This window comes from Pseudomonas sp. H1_F01, from assembly GCF_054681425.1.
Genome location: NZ_CP162823.1, coordinates 4113466 through 4135260, shown reverse-complemented (window position 1 = coordinate 4135260; position 21795 = coordinate 4113466). Strand labels below are relative to the sequence as shown.

The window sequence follows — 21795 nt, the reverse complement described above, 5'->3', positions numbered from 1 at the left end:
GATCGTGGGAAGCAAACGAATGTCTGCAAACAGCCAGTTCTTCACCAATCGATCGGGGCTGCGCCTGCATTATCTGTCCTGGGGCAATCCGTCGGGCATTGCGGTGGTACTGCTCCACGGGCTGCGCTCCTATGCCCAGACCTGGGATGGCCTGGTCAATGCGTTGGGCGAGCGGTACTGCTGCTATGCCCTTGACCAGCGTGGTCGTGGCCACAGTGACTGGGCGGATGCCTCCAGTTACCGGACCGAGGCCTATGTCAACGATCTTGAAGATCTGGTGGCGCATCTGGAACTGCAGCGTTTCGTCCTGGTGGGGCATTCCCTTGGCGGCACCAATGCACTGGAGTATGCGCGGCTCAATCCGGGACGACTGCAAGCGTTGGTGATCGAGGACATCGGCCCTGGTTCTTCGGTCAGCGGTGACGGCGCCGAGCGCATTCGGCGCGAGATGAGCCAGACACCGCTGTTGTTTCCTGACTGGGAGAGTGCCGCCCAGTTCTGGCTGCAAGCGCGACCTGGCCTCTCTCAGGAGGGGCTGGCTTCCAGGTTGATGTATTCCATGAAGGAAACCCTGGCTGGAATCGAATGGCGTCACGACCAGCAAGGTATTGCCCAGGCGCGCCTGAGTATTACCCCGACCGACCTGTGGCCGGCGGTACGGGCGCTGGATTGCCCGACGCTGTTCATTCGTGGCGCCCGTTCCGATTTCCTGCCCTTGGCGACCCTTGAGTCGATCAAGCAGGCCAGTAAGTGGGTGCGCACAGAGGAAATCGCCGACGCCAGCCATTATGTGCATGATGACCAGAGCGAAATGTTCAACCTTGTCGTCATGGACTATTTGTATGACCAGTGCCTACAACCACAACAACAAAGCGGTGAATAGCGATGAAGCAGGAGAAAACCCAGGTTGTCATCGTGGGCGGCGGCCCCAACGGGATCACGGCCGCTCATTACATGGGGCTGTACGGCATCGACTGCATCGTCCTTGAGTTGGCTGACGGCGTCCTGCCGTATCCGCGTGCGGTGGGCATGGATGACGAGGCCCTGCGTGTGTTGCAGGGCATCGGCATCGCCGAACTGGCCGCGCGCGACATGATCTGCAACGTGCCCTTGCGTTACTACAATGCGCGAGGCGTGTGTTTTGCCGAGGTCAAGCCGAGCACGGCAAACTATGGCTGGCCGATGCGCAACATCTTCATGCAACAGTTGCTGGAAACGACGTTGCGCGAGCAGTTGGGCAAGTACGCCAGTGTCGAGTTGCGCCAGGGCCATGAAATGCTCGATCTGGAGCAGGATGCCGAGGGCGTGACCTTGCAGGTGCGCGATGCCCAGGGCGAGCTCTATCAATTGCAGGCGCAGTACGTGATCGGCGCCGATGGTGGACGTTCCAGCGTGCGCAAGAAACTCGGCATCGAGCTGCTGGGGCTGACCCATCCGCGCAAATGGGTGGTGATCGACACGGCCAACGACACCCTGGATGCACCGTATACCGCCCTGCATGCCGACCCTCAGCGACCTTTCGTCTGCATCTACTTGCCGTATCAGCAGCGGCGCTGGGAGTTCATGCTCCTGGAGGGCGAAGACGAGACCCGGATGTGCGAAGAGACGACGATCCGGGACTTGATCCGTGGGCATATCGGCGATGCGGTCGATCAACTGGAAATCATCCGGATCCGCGCCTACACCCATAACTCTCGGGTCGCGGCGCGCTTTGTCCAGGGCCGTGTGGCCTTGGTGGGGGATGCGGCGCATATTTCCCCGCCCTGGGCCGGGCAGGGGCTCAATTCGGGCCTGCGTGATGTCGCCAACGTCACCTGGAAACTCGCCGCGATCCTTCAAGGGCGAGCGTCGCCGACGATTCTTGCCAGTTACGACCAGGAGCGCCGTGGGCACGCGACCGATCTCATCGCATTGGCCGACAACATGGGCGCGGTGCTGGGGCTGACCAACCCGTTGATGGCCGGTGTGCGGGACTGGTTGTTCCAGGCCGTCAACAGCGTCGACAACCTTCGCTCGCACTTGCTGGAATTCAAGTTCAAACCCAAGGCGACCATCACCAAAGGCCTGGTGCATCACGAGCGTGCCGAGCTGCATGAGGATGATCTGGTCGGGCAGTTGTTCATCCAGCCGTCTGTCGAGGACGCCCAGGGTCAGCGCCGGCGCCTGGACGATGTACTGGGGCATTCCTATGCGGTGCTGGGGTATCGGGTCAATCCGAGCGAACAGCTCAGCGAGCAAACCGCCGCCTGGTGGGCGCGCTGGGAGACGCGCTTCATCCAGATCAATCGCTCGCGCAGTGGCGTGGGGCGTAACCAACCCTTGTCCGCCAGCGGCGCCATTTGCGTCGAGGACATCGATAATCGCTTGGGCGAATGGTTTGCCAAGGTGCGTGACTGCGTTGTGGTGGTGCGGCCAGATCGGTTCGTTGCCGCGATCACCACACCCGAGCGGCTCGAAGGCGTTTTGCGCAAACTGGCGGAGCAACTCTCATGAAGCGTGAGGATGATTTCCTGATCCGGCTCCACGATGCTGCGCAGGTCGTACACGCCTTGCCTTCGTTGGAACCTCAGGCCCTCGACCTGTCGGCGGGCTATACCTTGCAACGCGAGGCGCTGCGCCGGCGCCAGGCCGCTGGTGAGCGGTTGACCGGGTGGAAAGTGGCCTTCGCCGGCCGCGCCGCCCAGGACCGTTTCGGTATTGATGAACCGGTATTGGGCGCGCTGACCGATGCCATGGCTGTGGAACCCGGCAGCACGGTGCCCCTGGCACGGCTGATCCAGCCCAAGCTGGAGATCGAGCTGGCGTTTGTCCTGGGGCGCACGCTGGTGCCAGATTTCTACAGTGACGAGGACATCCTCGCCGCCATTTCCGAGGTCGCGCCGGCATTCGAAATTGCCGATTGTCGCTGGCAGGGCTGGCGTTTCGGTGTCGGAGCGTTTCTTGCCGACAATGCCGCCGCGGGGCTGTATTGCCTCGGGGCCAGGGTGGGGTTCGATCCGGATCGACTGCCCGAAGTGAACTATCGCCTGGTGCATGACGGCGGGTCCTGCGGTGAAGGTAACGTCCTGGCGCGCGAGGACACACCTCTGGCGAATCTGTGTTGGCTGGTCCGGCGGTTGCTGGCCGACGGGCAGCGCGTTGAAGCGGGGCAGGTGGTGCTGTCCGGGGCGTTGTTGGCGCCGATGGACGTCAGGGCAGGCGAATATCGTTTGCACATGCTTGGCACGGAACTGGCTTTGGTTTTCCGACAATAAGAACGGTTCACGAGTCCGTGGCGAGGGAGCTTGCTCCCGCTGGGCTACGCAGCAGACCTGTTTTGTGAGCGCTTCGCGCTCAAGCGGGAGCAAGCTCCCTCGCCACAGGTTTATCGACCTCTTTGGATATCAGCACCAGGGTTAAGCACAGCACCACCGAGGAACAATGATCATGTTCGCCGAAGTCCGTACCTTCAATGATCCTCAGCAACATGCCGGTTCGATCCTGGGCTGGCAACAGGTCTATGACCAACTCGGGCGTGGCTGCCTTTCCAGCGAGCTGCGGCAGGTGTGCGCCGATCGCTTCCAGATCTTCCAGGAGGTGCTGGATAAGCGTGTGGTGCAGCGCGGTTGCGCGCCAAAAGGGCGCTTGTGCATTGCCATGTCGCTGGGCGGTGCGCCGGTGGTCCAGGGGCACCAGGTGGGCGCCCACAGTGTCGTGCTATTGCGCGATGGCGAGGACTTCGTCTTGCACGCCCCGGAAGGCATGCACTTCTTTGCGGCCAATGTCGACACGGTGCGGTTCGCCAAGCTGGCGGCCTACGAACTGTCGAGCGAACAGCTCAAGCGCCTGCAAAGCGTGTCCCAGGTCAGCGTGGATGAGGCGGTGCTGCGTCGCGTGCAGCAAAGGATCCACCCACTGTTTCGTCAGCTTTTGGAACAGGCGGACGCGGTCAATCCGGCCTCGGAAAAAATCCTCGAGGACGTGCTGCTCAACGCCTTTCTCGACTTGTTCAGTCACGCTTCGGACGAGGTGCGTGGCCGGCGCGGCAATTTTGCCGTCAGTGCCTATCTGGTCAAGCGTTGCCAGGAGCTGGTCGTCACCAGCGCAGAGGTGCCCTTGAGCATCCTCGACTTGTGCGAGCAATTGCGGGTGAGTCGCAGGACCCTGCAGAACAGTTTCCAGGCGGTCACCGGGATGCGTCCGGTGGAGTACCTGCGCAACCTGCGGCTCAATGCCGTGCGCCGGCGTTTGATCACGACCCGTGCGGCGGCATTGAACGTCAGTGAAATCGCCGTGGCGATGGGGTTTTTCCACCTGAGTCATTTTGCGGCCCATTACCGGGCGCTGTTTGGCGAGTCACCCTCAGATACACCCAGGGCACCTGCATGATGGGCTGCCGCCTGCGGTGTTACCGAAGCGTCATCCTGCACACATAAAGGGCAGCCACTGAGCTGTTTGGTAGCACAGGTGTGCGGCCAAGCCTATGGCAGGGCTTTAAGACTGGCAGTGGTTTTCCTCTGTAAATTCCTTCAAATCAAACACTTGCACGATCATTCGTGAGCTTGGCACGCATTCTGCTTTTTTGAATCCATGGATAATTGGATGCAAAAATTCAGAAGGTGCTGCCATGCAATTTGCCCCGACTTACGCTGAACGTCCGCCGATGACTGCCGAGGAAGAGGCCTACAACTTCCTGCTCGATGCCATTTGTGGCGGTCGGTTACGCAAGGGCGACCGGCTGATTGCCGAGGACATCGCCAACGAAATCGGCATGAGCCGGATGCCGGTGCGCGAAGCCTTTCGCCGTCTGGATGCCCAGGGGCTGGTGACCCTGCGACCCAATCGCGGGGCGATTGTCAGCGGCCTGGACATCGATGAGTTGCACGAAGTCTTCGAGATGCGCAGCGCCCTGGAAGGCCTGGCAGTCCGTGTCGCGACAGCCAGAATTGGCGAGCGCCAGTTGGCTGCCTTGGAGCGACTGCTGGACGAGATGGACGATTACCGCGAGGAAAGCGCCGAGTGGGTCAGCCGCCATCGCGCGTTCCATGAGTACCTGTGCAGCCTCAGCGGTCGTCCGCGATTGCTCAAGCAGATCAGCGCGCTCTATTCCCTGATCGAAGCGCCCATGCGCCTGTGGCTGCAGCATGTGGAAAAGCCCCTGAGTGCGCGCCAGGAGCACATGCTGATCCTCGATGCCCTGCGTGCGGGCGACGCCGACAAGGCCGAGGCGGTGGTGCGTGCGCACATCGAAGGCACCGTCCCTGAATTGATCGAGTTCCTGCAATCGAAAAAATAACGAGAGCGGGCTCCGAGCCTGCCCGTGTTCTGACTTTGAGTACTGCCCGTTACTTACTGAACTGGAGTGTCTGGTCATGCATAAGCCTCGCCTGTTGGTTGCCGCTTTATCCTTGGGTTTCTGTGCACAGTGGGCGGTTGCCGCGCCCGTTGTCCCGGAGCGTTTGCTCAAGGTCGATAAACTCGTCTACTGCTCGGGCATGGATTCGCCGCCGCTGGTGTCCTTCGATGAGGCGCAGAAACCCAAGGGACTGACCGTGGACCTGGGGCTGGAAATCGCCAAGCGCCTGGGCGACAAGAAGGTGGAATGGCGGGTCATTCCCTTTTCCGGGCTGCTCCCCGCGTTGCTGGCTCGACAGTGCGACATGATCGTCGACCAACTGTTTGACAAGCCCGAGCGCCGCGAGGTGATCGACATCGTCAACTACATGTATTCCAGCCAGGCGGTGGTGGTGCCCAAGGGCAATCCAAAGGGCCTCAAGACGCTGGCGGATCTCTCCGCAGACAAGGTCGCGGTACTTAACGGTTCCACCATCAAGACTCTGCTCGACGCCGAGAACGAGACCCTGGCCAAGGCCGGCAAGCCGCCTATGAAACTGGTGGTCTACAACTCCGACACCGATGCCTTCCAGGCTCTGCGCATCAGCCAGGTCGACGCCTACGGCACCACCGTGGAAACCGCCGGTTATTACGCCGCCATGGCGCCCGATCTGTTCGAGGAGGGCGTGCCAGCCTTCAGCCGGATTCTCACCGGCCTGGGCATTCGCAAGGACGACCCGCAACTGACCGCCGCCGTGCAGCAGGTCATCGGCGATATGCGCAGCGACGGCAGCTACAGCCAACTGCTGGGCAAATGGCATGTCGCCAGTGACACGCTTGATTGAGGTGAACCACCGATGAATTTCAATTGGGATGTGTTCTGGCAGTACCTGTTGCAGCCCAGTGGGGTGTACCTCACCGGGCTCTGGCTGACCTGCCTGATCAGTGTGCTGGCGATGCTGCTGGGCTGTGCCCTCGGGCTGGCCGCCGCGCTGTTGCGGTTGTCGAGGAACCCGTTGCTGCATTTGCCAGCGCGCTTTTACGTGTGGCTGATGCGCGGCACGCCGTTGCTGGTGCAGATCGTCTTTCTCTATACCGCGCTGGCCGCTGGCGGGATTTTCCGCTTCGAAGACATCGACCTCTTTGGGCTGGTAATCCCTGGCAATATCCAGGCGGCGATCATTGCCCTGGGTCTCAACGAGGGGGCCTACATGGCCGAGATCATCCGCGCCGGCATCGGTGCGGTGGACAAGGGCCAATACGAGGCCGGGCGCTCGCTGGGCATGACCTTCGCCAAACTGATGCGCCGCATTGTCCTGCCCCAGGCGTTCCGGGTCATCGTGCCGCCGCTGGGCAACGAGTTCAACGTGATGCTCAAGAACACCACGCTGGTCAGCGTGATCGGCGTACAGGAATTGTTGCTCAGTACCCAGATGGTCACGTCGGCGACGTTCCGGGTGTTCGAACTGTATCTGGTGGTGGCGATCTACTTCTTGTTGCTGACCACGCTGTGGGGCTTTTTCCAGCGCTGGCTGGAAGCCCGTTTCGGTCAGTCGGACCGGCCCTCGTCACCGCCGCCGGCTTCGACGCGGATGTTCGGTCGCAGCACCCTGAACCTGCTGAGGGCACGTTAACCATGGCGCATAAAAGCGAAGAGCTGATTATCGAGGCGCTGGATGTCCACAAGTCCTTCGGCGAGCTGCAGATTCTCAAGGGCATCTCCCTGCAAGTGCGGCGCGGCGAAGTGGTGGTGCTGATCGGCGCTTCGGGCTCCGGCAAGACCACCTTCATCCGTTGCATCAACCTGCTGGAGGACATCCAGGGCGGGCGGATCCGCGTCAACGGCCGGGCCATGGGCTATCGCGAGCGGGCCGACGGCAGCCTGGTGCGTGAGTCGGAGCGCAACATCGCCCGTCAGCGGCGGGACATCGGCATGGTCTTCCAGCGCTTCAACCTGTTTCCTCACATGACGGCCCTGGAGAACATCATCGAGGCGCCGATCCAGGTGCTTGGCGTGACTCGCACCGCAGCGCTGGAGCAGGCCCGCGGCCTGCTGGAGCGGGTCGGCCTGGCGGACAAGGCCGATCACTACCCGTCGATGCTTTCCGGCGGCCAGCAACAGCGGGTGGCGATCGCCCGGGCCCTGGCGATGAAACCCCAGGCCATGCTGTTCGACGAACCCACCAGCGCCCTCGACCCGGAGACTGTCGGCGAGGTGTTGCAAGTGATGAAGGAGTTGGCCGAGGAGGGGATGACCATGGTCGTGGTGACCCATGAAATGGGCTTTGCCCGGGAAGTGGCCGACCGTGTGGTGGTCCTGGACCAGGGCGAGCTCATCGAGCAGGGGCCGCCGGAGCAGATTTTCTGTCACCCCATTCATCCTCGTACCCGGGCTTTTCTCAGTCGCGTGTTATGACTTTTCCCGGCCACTGAATTCCTGTATCGAAGAGCCTCCGCCATGCTGAAATTTTCTGCCCACCAATACCCTTATCCGTCGCAACGCCAGAGCGTTTTCGCCCGTCGGGGCATGGTCGCCGCGTCCCAGCCCCTGGCTGCCCAGGCGGGCATCGAGATCATGCAAAAGGGCGGCAATGCCATCGACGCCGCCATCGCCACGGCAGCCGCACTGACGGTGGTCGAACCCACCGGTTGTGGCATTGGCGGTGACGCCTTCGCGCTGGTCTGGTGCAAGGGCCAGTTGCACGGCCTCAACGGCAACGGCCATGCGCCGGCCGCCTTGAGCATAGAGGCGGTCAAGGCCGCCGGCCACGGGCAGATGCCGCTCTATGGCTGGACACCGGTGACCGTCCCGGGCTGCCCGTCGGCCTGGGCCGAGTTGTCCCGACGCTTTGGCAAGCTGCCCTTTGCCGAGCTGCTGCAACCGGCGATCAGCCTGGCGCGGGAGGGCTTTGCGCTGTCGCCGGTGGTTGCCCATCAATGGCAGGTTGCGGTGAACGAGTTCACGCCCCATCGGGATGCCGTCCTCGAGGCCTGGTTCGATACTTTCCTGATCGATGGCCAGGCACCACAGGCCGGGGAGGTTTTTCGCAACCCGGCCCAGGCGCGCACCCTTCAGGAATTGGCCGATACCCGCTGCGAGAGCCTGTATCGCGGCGCGTTGGCCGAGCGCCTGGACGCCCATTCCCGGGCCAGCGGCGGCTATCTGCGGGCCTCGGACCTCAAGGATTATCGTGCCCAATGGGTGGACCCCATCCACGTCAATTACCGAGGCGTGGATGTCTGGGAAATCCCGCCAAGCGGGCAGGGCCTGGTGGCCTTGATGGCGTTGAAGATTCTGGAAGGTTTCGACTTCGATCACCGTGACAGCCAACAGACCTGGCATCGCCAACTGGAAGCTATGAAGCTGGCCTACAGCGACGGCCTGCACTACATCACCGATCCTTTGCACATGCGCGTGGCGGTGGCTGACCTGCTCAGCGATGACTACAGTGCCCACCGTCGTCGACAGATCGGCGAACAGGCCCAACCGCCCGTGCCCGGCGACCCCCACGCCAGCGGCACGGTGTACCTGGCGACCGCGGATGGGGAGGGCAATATGGTCTCGTTCATCCAGAGCAACTACCACGGGTTTGGCTCCGGTGTGGTGCTGCCCGACAGCGGTATCGCCTTGCAGAATCGAGGGCAGGAATTCAGCCTCGATTCGACCCACGCCAACTGCCTGGCCCCAGGCAAGAAGACCTTCCATACCATCATTCCCGGTTTCCTCACCCGCAATGGCGAGGCCCTCGGTCCCTTCGGCGTGATGGGCGGCTACATGCAGCCCCAGGGGCATGTGCAGATGGTCATGAACCTGGTGGATTTCGGCCTGAACCCGCAAGCGGCGCTGGATGCACCGCGCTGGCAATGGCTGGGTGGGATGAAAGTCGGGATCGAGCACGGGGCCTCACGGGACCTGGCCAATGCCTTGGTTCGACGGGGGCATGAGGTTCAGATCGCCAGCGACCTGACCGACTATGGCCGCGGCCAGATCATCCTGCGCGACCCGGTCAGCGGGGTGCTGTGTGGTGGTACCGAACCCCGGGCGGATTCGCATATTGCTGTTTGGTAAATGCGCGATCCGCCGACGCCTGGAGTGTCGGCAGGTCGCGTTTGCCGCTCAAGCCTCAGTAAGGATTGCAGTACTGTGCGACAGCCCTGGCCTGGTCGACGTAAGGACGTGCCGGCTCAAGGTTCCACTCGGGTTTGTCCCTGACGGGTTTGCCATCGAAGGTTGCCGCCAGATGACACACCAATTGCCGGCGGAGGGACCCACCGTAGACGCTGTATTGCCGCCATTGCCCGTCGTCTTTGTGCTTGTTGTACAGCTCGGCAAACATCCTGTCGGTCTGGTCATCCTTGATCGCGCGACCACAGGCCGTGGGCACGACCTGGAGCGACCAGGTGTCGGGCCCAAGCTTCGGATCAGGACGTTTTACCCAAGTGCTGGATTCGATGTAGCGGTCACAGAATTGTTGCGTGGGTGGTGGCGTGGTTCGGGTGCAGGAGAACGTGGCCTTGCTGCCCGGCGTCCTGGGGAAGTCGATCTTGATGACGTTGCGATCCTTGCCGGTCTTGTCCTTGTAGTCCCGTTGGTTGGCCAATGCATCGTTCAGGCCACGTTGATCGCTGTAGAAAAACGCCAGGATCGGCAGTGCATCGTCTTTCGGGTTACCCAGGCGCAGTTCGGTCTGGGTTTGAAACTCGCGGGTATTGATGACTTGCCGGGCGCCCATGAAGTTTCGAAACGCGTCGACCCGTTCCCGGCTGCTCATGGGGTTGCGCATATTGAAACCACATTGCAACTGGTCTTGCCTGCGGTCGTTGTTGAACCGGGTGAAATGCGCGACCCAGGCATTGGCGTTGAGGATAGGCGGCGCCATGGCCTGGCAGACCGCCTCTGTCTGGGCGGTGTTTTTGTTGTTGCCGCAGCCTCGGTCATCGCGAAAGTCGGTCCAGGCATCGTTCGGAAATGCGCAGTAGATGTGCACCGGGGTTTCCGGTTCACGTACCTGGTCGATCGGCGTGATGATGTAGCCGTTCTGGGTGCTCATGCCAGGATCTTCATAGCTGATGCCATCGACCCGCATCCAGGAGGCGGCAAAGGTGCCCAGCTCCTTCGCTTTCGGGCTTGGATTCCAGACATCCCATTTCTCGCCCTTCGCCGGATTGGCGCGGTGAGTGCCCCTGATCAGCAATCCCGAACAATCCGAGGCCGGGTCTTGCCGGCAACTGTCGACGGTGTTGTTGTACAACCCCTCCACCCGTTTCAGCGTCTCTTCGCACGACTCGGCATTGGCTGCTGTCGTTTGCCAGAACAATGGGAGGACGAGCAGTGGCGTGATCCTGTTCAAACGTGTCTTCATGACGTGACTTCCTTGTGGTGGAACCAGTAGCCGGCACGGCATTCCATGCCGGGGAAAGAGAAAACAGAAGGGTTCGTGGCGCCCGGCCGACGGGTTTCATTGAACCTGTCGCGGGCATCGGCGGTGTTATGGGCGAGGGCAACTCAACGCGAGAGCGAATGGCAACCGGCCGCAGCATCGAGTTCCTGGTGGATGTTGTAGTTGGGGTTGATGCGGGGCTTCAGCGGATCATGCGGCGACTGGGCAGCTACCGCATGGAACGCCAGGGGCGGGGTAAAAAACGCACGAGCAGCTGCGCACATGTCGACACTCCTTGTCGAACGAGATGGGTGAGTTTCAAGGTAGTCAACCGATTTCCGCAGGTCAAATCAACGCCTTTCCTCCAGGAGCCATTCCCGAGTGAATCTTGATGACGACCTTGCCCTTCGATCGTCCTTGTTCGACATAGCTCAAGGCATCGGCTGTCGCCTCGAAGGGGAAGGATCGGTCAAGCACCGGCTTGATACTGCCGGACTCGACGAGCGTGGTGATTTCACGCAGTTGAGAACCGCTGGCACGCATGAACACGAAGGCGTAGCTCACACCTTTTTGGCGGGCCTTGCGGCGTATACCGCTGCTCAACAGGCCCATGATCAGTCTCAGCACCCAGGAAAATCCCTGGGCCCGGGCGAACTGTGGGGTGGGTGGTCCTGAGATGGAGATGAGCTGGCCGCCAGGTTTCAGGATCTTCAGCGATTTCTCCAGCTCATCGGCGCCCAGGCTGTTCAACACGACGTCATAGTCCTGCAGAACGTTGGCGAAATCCTGTTGCTTGTAATCGATGACAACGTCCGCGCCCAGGGCTTTGACCCACGCCACATTGGCGGTGCTGGTAGAGGTCGCAACGAAGGCGCCGAGGTGCTTGGCAAGCTGGATGGCGAGGGTGCCGACGCCACCTGAGCCGGCCTGGATGAAGACCTTTTGGCCTTTCTTCAATCGGGCTGTTTCAACCAGTACCTGCCAGGCGGTCAGGGCGACCAAGGGCAGGGCGGCGGCTTCTTCCATGCTGATGTTTGCCGGTTTCACGGCCAGGGCATTTTCGTTCACTGAAATCTGCTCGGCGAAGGTGCCGATATGCCCATCCGGGGCACGGGCATAGACTTCATCGCCCGCCTTGAATTGCTCGACACGGGATCCCACGCGGACCACGACCCCCGCCAAGTCATGACCCAATGCCAAGGGAAATGAGTAGGGCAGGATCAGTTTGAATTCGCCTTTGCTGATCTTTGAATCCAGCAGATTGACGCTGGCGGCCTGCACGCGGACCAGAACGTCATGGTCACCCACGTCAGGGGCCGGTAGCTCGCCGATACGGCCACTGTGCTTGCCGTAGCGGTCGATTAAAAATGCCTTCATGGTGCTTTGCTCTCATAAGGGATGCGGCGCAGTGATCGCCCGGCCCGGCATCCGGAAATACCGGCGCTGTCCTTCGCGCCGGCGCCCGATAAACAATGATCACGCCGGGTCTTGATAGCGTTCGGCAACATGGGACTGCCGGATTTGCCCGAGCAGGCCTTGACGCGCGGCCTGCAAGGCATCCCAGCGTGCTTCTTCATGCAAGGGCGGGATGGTCACCGGCTCGCGACGATCAAAACCGACCAGCGCGGCATCGACCAGGTCACCGACTTCCATGACTTCATTCAGGGTGTTGATATCGATGCCCGCGCGTTCCCAGATCTCGGTACGGGTGGCCGCTGGCAGGACGGCTTGTACGTAGACGCCTTTCGGAGACAGCTCCAGGCTGAGTCCCTGGGAGAGAAACAGCACGAACGCCTTGGTCGCGCCGTAGACCGACATACCGAACTCCGGTGCCAGGCCAACGACGGAGCCGATGTTGATGATCGCGCCGTCACCCGCTTTGACCAGGCGTGGGGCGATGGCGCTGGCCAGCCGGACCAGCGCGGTGGTATTGAGCGACACCAGGTGCGCGACACTGTCGGTCGACTGTTCGATGAAGGTCCCGGATTGGGCGGCGCCGGCGTTATTGACCAGGATGCCGATGTTGGCGTCATCGCGCAGCCGGGCTTCGACGGTTGTCAGGTCGCCGATCTGGGTCAGGTCGGCCTGGAGAATATCGACGGCAACGTTGTGTTCGCTGCGCAGCTTGGCGGCCAGCGCTTCCAGGCGCGCGCTGTCGCGGGCCACCAGGACGAGATCGTGTCCACGTTGCGCAAAGCGCTGGGCATAGACAGCGCCAATACCGGTGGAGGCGCCAGTGATGAGAACAGTTGTGCGAGTGTCCATGGAGATTCTCTTCTTCAAGGTGTTGATGAGCGAGTCGCGCGCTGTTGTTCAGGCGCGCGGTCGGGTCTGGCCAGTGTTACTGCGTGCTGGATTCAGCGAGCGTTGGATAATCGATGTAGCCCGTCGCACCACCACCGTAGAGGGTAGCGGGATTGAAAGCCGACAAAGGCGAACCGGTTCTGAGCCGCTCCACCAGGTCCGGATTGCCGATGAACGGCCGGCCGAAGGCGATCAGGTCAGCCTTGTCCTCGGCGAGTCGTGAGGTGGCCAGGTCCAGGTCGTAGCCGTTGTTGGCGATGTAGGTTTTTTTGAAGCGCTGGCGCAAGGCACCAAAGTCGAAGGGCGCAACGTCGCGCGGCCCACCGGTCGCGCCTTCGACCACGTGCAGGTAAACGATGTCGAGGGCGTTGAGCTGGTCGACCAGGTAGTCGAACTGGGCCTGTGGCGCGCTGCTGGACACACCATTGGCCGGCGAGACCGGCGAGATGCGCAGGCCGGTGCGGTTGGCGCCGACTTCGTCCACCACTGCCGCGGTCACTTCCAGCAGCAGGCGAGCACGATTTTCAATCGAGCCGCCGTAGGCATCGGTGCGCAAGTTGGCGCCGTCCTTGATGAACTGGTCCAGCAGATAGCCGTTCGCGCCGTGGATCTCTACGCCGTCAAATCCCGCGGCGATGGCGTTCGCCGCCGCCTGGCGAAAATCGTTGACGATCCCGGGCAACTCGCTGATGTCCAGCGCTCGCGGTTCGGAAACGTCCTCGAAACTATTGTTGACGAAGACCTTGGTCGCCGGACGCAGGGCGGAGGGGGCTACTGGCGCCGCACCATTCGCTTGCAGGTCGACGTGGGAAACGCGGCCGACATGCCACAGTTGCAGGAAAATCCGCCCACCTTTGGCATGCACGGCCTCGGTGACCGTGCGCCAGCCGTCGATCTGTGCCTGGGTGTAGATCCCGGGTGTGTCCTGATAGCCCTGTCCTTGCTGGGAAATCTGTGAAGCCTCGGAGATCAGCAGGCCTGCCGACGCTCTCTGGCTGTAGTAAGTGGCAGCGAACTCGCTCGGTACAAAGCCTTGCCCCGCACGGTTACGTGTCAGCGGCGCCAGGACCACACGGTTGGAAAGCGTGAGATCACCCAACGTGTAGGGCGTGAACAGGATCTGGTCGGTCATGACGTCTTGTTTCCGTAGGTTTGGATAAAGGGAGCGCGTGCAGCCTGGCGAGGTGAGCGCGACTTTTCATTAGGATGATGACCGAAATCTAAACGGTCAACGAATTTGATTATGTTCGACATCTATGTATGATGTGAGCATGATTTTCGAGCAGCACGAGGGAGTGAAAAATGAGGGTGACCAAGGCCCAGGCCCAGGCAAATCGGGAGCACATCGTCGAGACGGCCTCTGTCTTGTTTCGCGAGCGAGGCTTTGACGGCGTGGGTGTGGCGGACTTGATGGCGGCCGCCGGCTTCACCCATGGCGGGTTCTACAAGCATTTCGGCTCCAAGGCCGACTTGATGGCCGAAGCGGCAGCTAGCAGCCTTGCGCAGTCGCTGACCGACAATGCGGGCATCGACGTGGCTGATTTCGTCGATCTTTACGTGTCCAGGGATCACCGTGACGGCCGGGGTGGTGGTTGCACCATGGCGGCACTGTGTGGCGACGCTGCCCGTCAATCGCCCGAACTGAAGGCTACCTTTGCCAACGGTATCGAAAACACGCTGGCCGCGCTCGAAAGCCGGTACGAGGCCGGGCAAGACGCGCCGCAGGAAGCGATCAGGGCAAAAATGCTCGACATGTTGGCGCATGCCGTCGGTGCGATCATGTTGTCGCGTGCCTGCCCGGACGATTCCGCGCTGGCCGATGAAATCCTCGAGGTATGCCGCACCCGGATCATCGCGGCGCTGCCGCCGTCGCCCGCGAAGCAGCCTTGAGGGCAGGGCGCCGGATGCCGATTGGCGTTATAGCGACGCCCTGACCACCAGCGGGCAATCCACCGGCTGGGCACCCGATACCTCGAGGTTCTCGATCAGGTGCCGGGCCGCCTGGCGACCGATCTCGTAGTACGGCAGTTGTACCGTGGTCAGTGGCGGGATGAACAGTTCGGCGATGCCGATCATGTTGTCATAGCCGAGCACCGCGACATCGTCGGGAATTTTCAGGCCGCGCCCCAGCAACAGCTGATAGGCGCAAAAGGCGATGCGGTCGTTGCCGCAGACCAGGATGTCGAATTGCGGACGGCCGTCAACGATATGCCGGTCGAGAATGGCGGCGGTTTCACCGTAGGCGTCGTGATCGGAAAGGTCGTACTGCAGGAGTGCTTCAGGTGCCAGCCCGACGGCCTGGCAGGCGCGTTGCAGGCCTTGCTGGCGCAGGCCCCAGGCAAGACTCTTCCTCGGTAAATTGATACACAGCGGGCGCCGATAGCCTTGGTTCAACGCATGCTGCATGGCTCGATGCTGCCCGGCTTCATCATCCGGCACATAACTGACCAGGTGGCTGTCATCGGCCAGGCAATTGGCGAGCACCAGCGGCTTGCTCTTGAGTCGCTCGGGAATGCTCACCTGGCGCAATCCCATGGCACTGAAGATCAACCCGTCGGGGCGGTGCGACAGCATCAGGTCGATGTTCTGGTCGGTGGGCGGGTTGCTCAACAGGTTGAGGATGAAGACGTTCCAGCCTGCCTGCTGCGCGGTCTGTTCGATGGACAGCAGCAACTCGACGGCGAACGGCGTGGTCGCGGTGTCCAGTGCGAACACACCAATGGTGCGCGCCTGCAGGTTGTCGCCGCGCATCCTGCGCGCCGACAGGCTCGGTACGAATTGCAGTTCCTCAATGGCGCGACGTACCCGCTGAAGGGTTTCGGGGCTCAGTTTTTCCGGCGTGTTGAGCGCGCGCGAAACCGTCATCAGGGATACGCCGGCCAGCTGTGCAACGTCTTTCACGGAAGTCATGCGAAGTGCGGCCAGTCAGGTTGACGCAGAATCATGACACAGGCCCTGGGCTTCTCGCGACTCGAATGACGGTACTCACAGCCAGCCCGAGTCCAGCGGCCAGGCCTTGGGAATGGCGACGCGCCCGCCAGTCCCGTTCGCCAACAGCTTCACCCCGAGGCTGTCGGGCCGCGGGTAGAGGCGGCTGCTGAAGCTGAAACGGCCGTTTTCCTCGAACACCTCGATGGACGAGCGATCGAGAAATACCCGCAGGTGCAGTTGTGTTTGCGTCGACTCGATCGACACGCTGCGCTGACCACTCACTTGCGCACCCGAGCGGCTGCGATCGAGCACCAGGCGTTGCAGTGACGCGTCGTAATAAAGCAGGGTTTGTTCCTGCTCATCGGCACTGCAGCGCAAGGCGACGCCCAGGCGGCCTTCGGTGCAGCCGAGCAGATCCAGATGCACATGGATTTCGAGCCTGTCGCCCAGCACTTGCGGCACCCAGCAGCTGCCCGACTCGCCCCACGGTGCGACGCTCGGCAGCGGCGCCTGGCGCAGCGCCGTCAGTTCCCGTGCCGGAAACACGCCAAGGCGATCGCCCTGCAGTTCAAGCTCGCGGGGCAAGCCGAGCATGCCGCACCAGTGATGAGCCTGGCTCGGCATCGGGCTTTCCCACATATCCAGCCAAGCCCACACCAGGCGCCGACCATCGGCGGCCTCCAACGTTTGCGCGGCATAGAAGTCGTGACCGTTATCCAGTTCGATGAACGGCCCGCCGGTGAAGTGCCATTCGCTGTCGAGTCGGCCAATGCGATAACCGGTCTGGTACTTGTTGAGGCGTTCGTAACCTTCGGGTTGCATGCCCTGGGGGGAGTACAGCAGCACGTCGCGCCCGTTGAGGCGAAACAGGTCCGGGCATTCCCACATGTAGCCATCGCCCTCATTGCCGCTGGACACGTAGTCGAGGAATTCCCAGGTGTGCAGGTCGGTGGAGCGGTACAGCGGCAGCAGCGGCTTGTCGCCCAGGCGCGCGCCGGCAATCAGGTACCAATAGCCGTCCTCCTGCCAGACCTTGGGGTCGCGAAAGTGCATGATCGTTTCTTGCGGCGCGTTCTCGATGACAGCGCCATGCTTGACGAACCGGATGCCGTCGTCACTGGTGGCCAGGCACTGGACCTGGCGGATAAAGCGTTCGTCACCCACTTCTCCCAGCCAGGTGTGCCCGGTGTAGATCAGCGCCAGGGTGTCGCCACACACCACCGCGCTACCGGAAAAACAGCCGTGGCGGTCGAAGTCATCGCCTGGCGCCAGGGCAAGGGGCAGATGCTGCCAATGGACCAGGTCGGCGCTCTTGGCGTGCCCCCAATACATTGGCCCCCATTTGGCATCGAAAGGGTGGTGCTGGTAGAACACGTGATATTCGCCACGGAAAAACACCACGCCGTTAGGGTCGTTCATCCAGCCCGCGACAGGCGCCAGATGATAGTCCGGTCGATAATCGTCGATGAGACGAGACTGACCTTCACTCAGCGCCTGCTGCGCATGTTCAAGGGGGGAGGGCATGGGTGCATTCATGGCATTCATGGCATTCACAGACACAGTCATAGGGCGCCTGCTTTTGGCGAGCGCTGCGGGACGTCCTCCGGGAGGACTTCAATAACAGCAGGATGGCGTCTCAAGGCCGTGCCATCCGCGTCGAACAGATGCACGCTGCCGAACGCCAGTTGCAGTTCAACCCGATCGCCCACTCGCCATCCGGCGTTGACTTCGCAGCGACAGATCAACGGTTCATCCTCGCCTGACTCCAGGTGCACGTAGGTTTCGCTGCCCAGGTATTCGACCCCGACCACGACGATGCCGGCGCTGCCTTGCGCCGCTTTGAGCGACACGTGTTCCGGGCGAATCCCCAAGGTCAATGGGCTGTTCGCCGCCAGGTGGGCGCTGTCGAAGGGAAGGGGCGTCATACCCAATAAAGGGCTGTCGATCTGGCTGGTTTCACCTGGGGTGTGCAGGTGCGCCGGCAGAAAGTTCATCTTGGGCGAACCGAGGAAACCGGCGACAAAGCGGCTGGCCGGATGCTCATAGAGTTCGCGTGGCGAGCCGACCTGCTCGATGCGGCCGCCATTGAGCACGACAATCTTGTCGGCCAGGGTCATCGCTTCAACCTGGTCGTGGGTCACGTAGATCATGGTCGAGCCCAGTCGTCCATGCAGACGGGCGATTTCGTTGCGCATCTGCACGCGCAGGGAGGCGTCGAGGTTGGACAGCGGCTCGTCGAACAGCAGGATGTCCGGTTCCCGCGCCATGGCCCGGCCCATGGCCACCCGCTGGCGCTGTCCACCCGACAGTTCCCGTGGCTTGCGCTGCAGCAGTTTGTCCAACTGCAGGATCTGCGCGGTTTTCAGCACTCGCTCGCGCAGGCTGGTCTTTTCGGTCTTGGCCAGTTTGAGGCCAAAGCTGATGTTGTCGTAGACGCTCATGTGCGGGTACAGCGCATAGGACTGGAACACCATGCCGACGCCACGCTCGCGCGGTTCCAGGTCATTGACCCGGCGTCCGTCGATCAGCAGGTCGCCGTCACAGATCGAATCCAGTCCGGCGATCAGCCGCAGCAAGGTCGACTTTCCGCAGCCCGAAGGGCCGACGAAAACCACGAATTCACCCGCCGAGATTTCCAGGCTGACGTCGCGAAGAATGCGTGCGCCGCCCAATTGTTTGTTCACGTTGTCCAGCTTCAACTTGATCACGATGCTGTTCCTTTCTTGTCTGTGTTGGGCCTCAACCCTTTAACGCGCCGGCAGTGAGGCCGGAAACGATGCGGCGCTGGAAGACCAGCACCAGAATCACCAATGGGACCGTGACCAGCACCGACGCCGCCATCAGCAAACCCCAAGGCAGTTCATGTGGGCTGCCGCCGGAAATCAGCGCGATGGCGACCGGGACCGTGCGTTGCGAGTCGGTCAGGGTGAAGGTCAGGGCAAACAGGAACTCGTTCCAGGCGGCGATGAAGGCCAAAAGCCCCGTGGTGACCAGTGCCGGCCAGAGCAGCGGCAACAGCACGCGGGTCAGCGTGACCCAGGGTGACGCACCGTCCATGATCGCGGCCTCTTCCAGCTCATGAGGCAGTTGGCCCATGAAAGTGGTCAGCACCCAGACGGTGAAGGGCAGGGTGAAAATCGTGTAGCTCAGGATCAACGCCCAGGACGTGTTGTACAGGCCCAGGGCACGTATCACTTCGAACAATCCCGACAGCACCGCGACTTGTGGAAACATCGAGACGCCCAGGACCATCATCAACACCACGCCGCGGCCGCGAAACTTCACGCGGCCCAGGGCATAGGCGGCGGTCAGGCTGAGGAACAACGCCAGCGCGACCACGCTCAGCGCAACCACCAGCGAGTTGCCGATGGCCCGCAGGAACGAGGCCTGGCTCAGCACGGCGGCATAGTTGGAGAAGTCGGGGTTGTCGATCCAGTAGCTCACCTGGAACAATGCGCTGGACGGCTTCAGCGACGTCACGATGGCGTAGTAGAACGGGAAGACCGCATACAGCAGCAAGATCCCGATCAGGCACCAGAAGCCGGTGCGCAGCAGGGCTTTTTTCAGCAGGCGCGGGCTCATGAGCGAACCTCCAGCTGACGGCGTCCGAGGTACAGGTAAGTCATGGCGATGACCGCCACGACCAGGAACAGCAAGGTCGAAGCGGCGCTGCCGTAACCGACGTCCTGGAATTCCACCAGGTGCTGGCGGGCATAGACCGACATGCTCATGGTGCTCGATGAGTTCGAGGTCAGCACATAGATGACGTCGAACACCCGCAAGGAGTCGAGGATGCGAAAGATCGCCGCCACCAGCAATGCCGGCATCAACAGCGGCAGGGTGACCCACCAGAACACTTTCACTGGGTGAATGCCATCGACCCTGGCGGCTTCGTAGCAGTCGCTGGGCAACATCTGCAAGGCCGCCAGCATCAGCAGCGTGACGAAAGGCACGGTCTTCCAGACGTCGACGATGATCACTGCCCACATCGACAGGTCCGCGTCGGCTGTCCAGGCCAGGGGCGCATCGATCAGGCCGAGGCCGAGCATCAGGTGATTGATGATGCCGAACTGGTCGTTGAGCATCCATGACCAGATTTTCGCCGAGACGATGGTCGGGATCGCCCAGGGGATCAGGATCAACGCCCGCACCAGCGCGCGTCCGGTGAACTTGACGTTCAGCAGCAACGCCACCATCAGCCCCAGTACGATTTCCAATCCCACTGACACCACGGTGAAATGCAAGGTGTTGCGCACCGCGTTCCACCACTGTGGATCGACCAGGATGCCCGACCAGCCGGCGCTGCTGTGATACAGATAATTGCTCAAGCCGACAAAGCTTGCATCGCCCGTGTCGGCCAGGCTGGCGTCGGTCAGGCTGAACCAGAATGTGCGCAGCAGCGGCCAGGCCGCCACCAGGGCCAGGCATAGCAACATCGGGCTCAGGAACAGCCAGGCGGCGCGAACGCGACGGCGTTGTACCGGCGTTTCCCGAGTGAGCAGGTACTCGTCGTCGCCGGGGGCGAGTGTAGTGGAGACAGACATGGTGATTTCCTTCCTTGTGGCTTACCAGTTCCGGCGTTTGATGCGCGTGAGTTCGCTTTCCAGTTCGGCCAGCGCCTGATCGACCGGCCGTTCGTCCGCCAGCACGCCGTGCACTTGATCGAAGAACGCATTGGAGACCCGTGGATAGCGGTCGGCGGTGATTGAAGCAGGGCGCATGACCCCATCATTGAGGATGCTGCGCAGTTGGCTGTAGTACGGCATGGCGGCGAGCAACTCGGGATCCTGGTAGAGCGACTCGATCACCGGGTTGTAGGCACCCACCAGGGCGCGGTGTTTCTGCTGTTGGGCGCTGCTCAGGTAGCTCACCAGTTCTGCGGCGAGCTTGGGGTTGGCGCTGTAGCGCGACACCGCCAGGCCCCAGCCGCCGAGAGTGGACGCATGGGTGCCCGTCGCGCCGCCGCGGGGCAGGGGAGCGACGCCGACCTTGTCCTTCACGACGCTGTCCTGGCTTTGCACCAGGGCCCAGACATAAGGCCAGTTACGCATGAACAATGCATTGCCCGACTGGAAGACGCCGCGTCCTTCTTCCTCGGTGTAATTGAGTACGCCACGCGGGGAGATGTCTCCCACCCAGCTTTTGGCCAGGGTCAATGCGGCCCTCGAGGCCTGGCTGTTGACCACGATGTCGCCTTGCGCGTTGACCAGCCCGCCTTGCGGCTGGCTGCTGATCCACTCCAGTGCGTTACACGTCAGGCCTTCGTAGGCGCGCCCCTGGAATACATAACCCCAGGCATTGGCGTTCCCGGCATCGCGTTCGGCCTGCTGGACAGCCCTGGCAGTCGTGGTCATTTCTTCCCAGGTCTGGGGCACGGGCTTGTTGTACTTCTCGAGCAGGTCCTTGCGGTAATACAGCAGCCCCGAGTCGGTGAACCACGGCATGGTCACCAGGCGCCCGTTCACCGTGGCGTTGTCCACCTGGGCCTGGAAGTAACCTTGGGTCGCGTTGGCAGGAAGCACCTCGCGCAGGTCCATCAAGTGCTTGGCAAGCATCCCCGGCCACACCATGTCGATCTGGATGATGTCGATGTCGCTGGATTGCGCACTGAGGATCTGTTGGTAGAACGACAACCGCTCGGTCGCCGAGTTAGGCGTGGAAACCACTTCGACGCTGTTGCCGGTCTGCTTCGACCACGCCTCGACGGCCTCCTTGCACAGTTGCAATTCAGCACCCACGGCACCGCAGGAAATCGTCAGGCTGGCGGCTGTGGAGAGGGATGGAAACCCGACGCACAGGCCGAGCAGTGCCGCTGGAAGGATCGATTTGAGCTGTTTCATAAAGCCCTCTTTATTTTTGTTTTTAG

General features: G+C 61.8%; 21 protein-coding genes. 10 read left to right on the top strand and 11 right to left on the bottom strand.

Annotation, left to right across the window (positions count from 1 at the left end; all coding sequences use genetic code 11):
- Positions 1-19 precede the first annotated feature (19 nt).
- The 9 genes from AB4O09_RS18625 (at position 20) to AB4O09_RS18585 (ending at position 9382) form a co-directional block, all read left to right on the top strand.
- Positions 20-883 carry an alpha/beta fold hydrolase gene (locus AB4O09_RS18625; protein ID WP_003200803.1) on the top strand — a complete coding sequence of 288 codons (864 nt, stop codon included), beginning with the start codon at positions 20-22 and terminating at the stop codon, positions 881-883.
- A 2-nt stretch (positions 884-885) separates the two neighbouring features.
- The gene (locus AB4O09_RS18620) at positions 886-2493 is read left to right on the top strand and encodes a bifunctional 3-(3-hydroxy-phenyl)propionate/3-hydroxycinnamic acid hydroxylase (RefSeq protein WP_003200804.1); all 1608 of its coding nucleotides are present in this window, start codon (positions 886-888) and stop codon (positions 2491-2493) included.
- Positions 2490-3254, top strand: coding sequence for a 2-keto-4-pentenoate hydratase (locus AB4O09_RS18615; RefSeq protein WP_013693047.1), 765 nt, complete (start codon positions 2490-2492; stop codon positions 3252-3254). Before AB4O09_RS18620 ends, AB4O09_RS18615 begins: the two co-directional genes overlap by 4 nt.
- 172 nt (positions 3255-3426) lie before the next feature.
- The gene (locus AB4O09_RS18610) at positions 3427-4368 is read left to right on the top strand and encodes a helix-turn-helix domain-containing protein (RefSeq protein ID WP_003200808.1); all 942 of its coding nucleotides are present in this window, start codon (positions 3427-3429) and stop codon (positions 4366-4368) included.
- Positions 4369-4606: 238 nt separating this feature from the next.
- Positions 4607-5275, top strand: a complete 669-nt coding sequence (locus AB4O09_RS18605) for a GntR family transcriptional regulator (RefSeq protein ID WP_003200810.1) — start codon at positions 4607-4609, stop codon at positions 5273-5275.
- Between the two features lie 76 nt (positions 5276-5351).
- Positions 5352-6158 carry an ABC transporter substrate-binding protein gene (locus AB4O09_RS18600; RefSeq protein WP_013693048.1) on the top strand — a complete coding sequence of 269 codons (807 nt, stop codon included), beginning with the start codon at positions 5352-5354 and terminating at the stop codon, positions 6156-6158.
- A gap of 12 nt (positions 6159-6170) precedes the next feature.
- Positions 6171-6947: an amino acid ABC transporter permease gene (locus AB4O09_RS18595; RefSeq protein ID WP_460107350.1), complete on the top strand. Its 777-nt coding sequence runs from the start codon at positions 6171-6173 to the stop codon at positions 6945-6947.
- Positions 6948-6949: 2 nt separating this feature from the next.
- Entirely contained in the window at positions 6950-7729 is a 780-nt protein-coding gene (locus AB4O09_RS18590) for an amino acid ABC transporter ATP-binding protein (protein WP_003200817.1), read from the top strand.
- Between the two features lie 42 nt (positions 7730-7771).
- Positions 7772-9382, top strand: coding sequence for a gamma-glutamyltransferase family protein (locus AB4O09_RS18585; protein WP_028236533.1), 1611 nt, complete (start codon positions 7772-7774; stop codon positions 9380-9382).
- 55 nt (positions 9383-9437) lie between these two features.
- Here the strand turns inward: AB4O09_RS18585 and AB4O09_RS18580 are convergent, their stop codons facing one another.
- The 5 genes from AB4O09_RS18580 to AB4O09_RS18560 all read right to left on the bottom strand — a co-directional run bounded on the left by AB4O09_RS18580 (position 9438) and on the right by AB4O09_RS18560 (position 14130).
- Entirely contained in the window at positions 9438-10676 is a 1239-nt protein-coding gene (locus tag AB4O09_RS18580; protein ID WP_003200821.1) for a DUF2599 domain-containing protein, read from the bottom strand.
- A 143-nt stretch (positions 10677-10819) separates the two neighbouring features.
- Positions 10820-10978, bottom strand: a complete 159-nt coding sequence (locus AB4O09_RS18575; RefSeq protein WP_003200823.1) for a hypothetical protein — start codon at positions 10976-10978, stop codon at positions 10820-10822.
- A gap of 61 nt (positions 10979-11039) precedes the next feature.
- Positions 11040-12071, bottom strand: coding sequence for an NADP-dependent oxidoreductase (locus AB4O09_RS18570; protein WP_460107348.1), 1032 nt, complete (start codon positions 12069-12071; stop codon positions 11040-11042).
- Positions 12072-12170: 99 nt separating this feature from the next.
- Positions 12171-12959 (bottom strand): SDR family NAD(P)-dependent oxidoreductase, encoded by a 789-nt coding sequence (locus AB4O09_RS18565; RefSeq protein ID WP_003200827.1) that lies wholly within the window; start codon positions 12957-12959, stop codon positions 12171-12173.
- A gap of 76 nt (positions 12960-13035) precedes the next feature.
- Positions 13036-14130, bottom strand: a complete 1095-nt coding sequence (locus AB4O09_RS18560; RefSeq protein WP_013693052.1) for an alkene reductase — start codon at positions 14128-14130, stop codon at positions 13036-13038.
- A 170-nt stretch (positions 14131-14300) separates the two neighbouring features.
- Here AB4O09_RS18560 and AB4O09_RS18555 point away from each other — a divergent pair, with 170 nt between their 5' ends.
- Positions 14301-14888 (top strand): TetR/AcrR family transcriptional regulator, encoded by a 588-nt coding sequence (locus tag AB4O09_RS18555; RefSeq protein WP_100264163.1) that lies wholly within the window; start codon positions 14301-14303, stop codon positions 14886-14888.
- Between the two features lie 27 nt (positions 14889-14915).
- Here AB4O09_RS18555 and AB4O09_RS18550 read toward each other — a convergent pair whose 3' ends face one another.
- The 6 genes from AB4O09_RS18550 to AB4O09_RS18525 all read right to left on the bottom strand — a co-directional run bounded on the left by AB4O09_RS18550 (position 14916) and on the right by AB4O09_RS18525 (position 21769).
- A complete protein-coding gene (locus AB4O09_RS18550) occupies positions 14916-15908 on the bottom strand; it encodes a LacI family DNA-binding transcriptional regulator (protein WP_003200833.1) in 993 nt (330 codons plus the stop codon).
- Between the two features lie 75 nt (positions 15909-15983).
- Positions 15984-17453 carry a glycoside hydrolase family 32 protein gene (locus AB4O09_RS18545; RefSeq protein WP_013693054.1) on the bottom strand — a complete coding sequence of 490 codons (1470 nt, stop codon included), beginning with the start codon at positions 17451-17453 and terminating at the stop codon, positions 15984-15986.
- A gap of 38 nt (positions 17454-17491) precedes the next feature.
- Positions 17492-18637, bottom strand: coding sequence for an ABC transporter ATP-binding protein (locus AB4O09_RS18540; protein WP_027912346.1), 1146 nt, complete (start codon positions 18635-18637; stop codon positions 17492-17494).
- Between the two features lie 31 nt (positions 18638-18668).
- Positions 18669-19511 carry a carbohydrate ABC transporter permease gene (locus AB4O09_RS18535; RefSeq protein WP_003200841.1) on the bottom strand — a complete coding sequence of 281 codons (843 nt, stop codon included), beginning with the start codon at positions 19509-19511 and terminating at the stop codon, positions 18669-18671.
- Positions 19508-20473, bottom strand: a complete 966-nt coding sequence (locus tag AB4O09_RS18530; protein WP_003200843.1) for a carbohydrate ABC transporter permease — start codon at positions 20471-20473, stop codon at positions 19508-19510. The genes AB4O09_RS18535 and AB4O09_RS18530 overlap by 4 nt, the downstream gene beginning before the upstream one ends.
- Positions 20474-20494: 21 nt before the next feature.
- Positions 20495-21769, bottom strand: a complete 1275-nt coding sequence (locus AB4O09_RS18525) for an ABC transporter substrate-binding protein (protein ID WP_027912345.1) — start codon at positions 21767-21769, stop codon at positions 20495-20497.
- Positions 21770-21795 lie beyond the last annotated feature (26 nt).

Coding starts and splice junctions, on each gene's coding strand:
- AB4O09_RS18595 (WP_460107350.1), top strand. CDS start 6,171: ATGAATTTCAATTGGGATGTGTTCTGGCAGTACCTGTTGCAGCCCAGT.
- AB4O09_RS18535 (WP_003200841.1), bottom strand. CDS start 19,511: ATGAGCCCGCGCCTGCTGAAAAAAGCCCTGCTGCGCACCGGCTTCTGG.
- AB4O09_RS18525 (WP_027912345.1), bottom strand. CDS start 21,769: ATGAAACAGCTCAAATCGATCCTTCCAGCGGCACTGCTCGGCCTGTGC.
- AB4O09_RS18605 (WP_003200810.1), top strand. CDS start 4,607: ATGCAATTTGCCCCGACTTACGCTGAACGTCCGCCGATGACTGCCGAG.
- AB4O09_RS18550 (WP_003200833.1), bottom strand. CDS start 15,908: ATGACTTCCGTGAAAGACGTTGCACAGCTGGCCGGCGTATCCCTGATG.
- AB4O09_RS18530 (WP_003200843.1), bottom strand. CDS start 20,473: ATGTCTGTCTCCACTACACTCGCCCCCGGCGACGACGAGTACCTGCTC.
- AB4O09_RS18620 (WP_003200804.1), top strand. CDS start 886: ATGAAGCAGGAGAAAACCCAGGTTGTCATCGTGGGCGGCGGCCCCAAC.
- AB4O09_RS18600 (WP_013693048.1), top strand. CDS start 5,352: ATGCATAAGCCTCGCCTGTTGGTTGCCGCTTTATCCTTGGGTTTCTGT.
- AB4O09_RS18545 (WP_013693054.1), bottom strand. CDS start 17,453: ATGCCCTCCCCCCTTGAACATGCGCAGCAGGCGCTGAGTGAAGGTCAG.
- AB4O09_RS18575 (WP_003200823.1), bottom strand. CDS start 10,978: ATGTGCGCAGCTGCTCGTGCGTTTTTTACCCCGCCCCTGGCGTTCCAT.
- AB4O09_RS18590 (WP_003200817.1), top strand. CDS start 6,950: ATGGCGCATAAAAGCGAAGAGCTGATTATCGAGGCGCTGGATGTCCAC.
- AB4O09_RS18615 (WP_013693047.1), top strand. CDS start 2,490: ATGAAGCGTGAGGATGATTTCCTGATCCGGCTCCACGATGCTGCGCAG.
- AB4O09_RS18610 (WP_003200808.1), top strand. CDS start 3,427: ATGTTCGCCGAAGTCCGTACCTTCAATGATCCTCAGCAACATGCCGGT.
- AB4O09_RS18565 (WP_003200827.1), bottom strand. CDS start 12,959: ATGGACACTCGCACAACTGTTCTCATCACTGGCGCCTCCACCGGTATT.
- AB4O09_RS18625 (WP_003200803.1), top strand. CDS start 20: ATGTCTGCAAACAGCCAGTTCTTCACCAATCGATCGGGGCTGCGCCTG.
- AB4O09_RS18560 (WP_013693052.1), bottom strand. CDS start 14,130: ATGACCGACCAGATCCTGTTCACGCCCTACACGTTGGGTGATCTCACG.
- AB4O09_RS18580 (WP_003200821.1), bottom strand. CDS start 10,676: ATGAAGACACGTTTGAACAGGATCACGCCACTGCTCGTCCTCCCATTG.
- AB4O09_RS18585 (WP_028236533.1), top strand. CDS start 7,772: ATGCTGAAATTTTCTGCCCACCAATACCCTTATCCGTCGCAACGCCAG.
- AB4O09_RS18555 (WP_100264163.1), top strand. CDS start 14,301: ATGAGGGTGACCAAGGCCCAGGCCCAGGCAAATCGGGAGCACATCGTC.
- AB4O09_RS18570 (WP_460107348.1), bottom strand. CDS start 12,071: ATGAAGGCATTTTTAATCGACCGCTACGGCAAGCACAGTGGCCGTATC.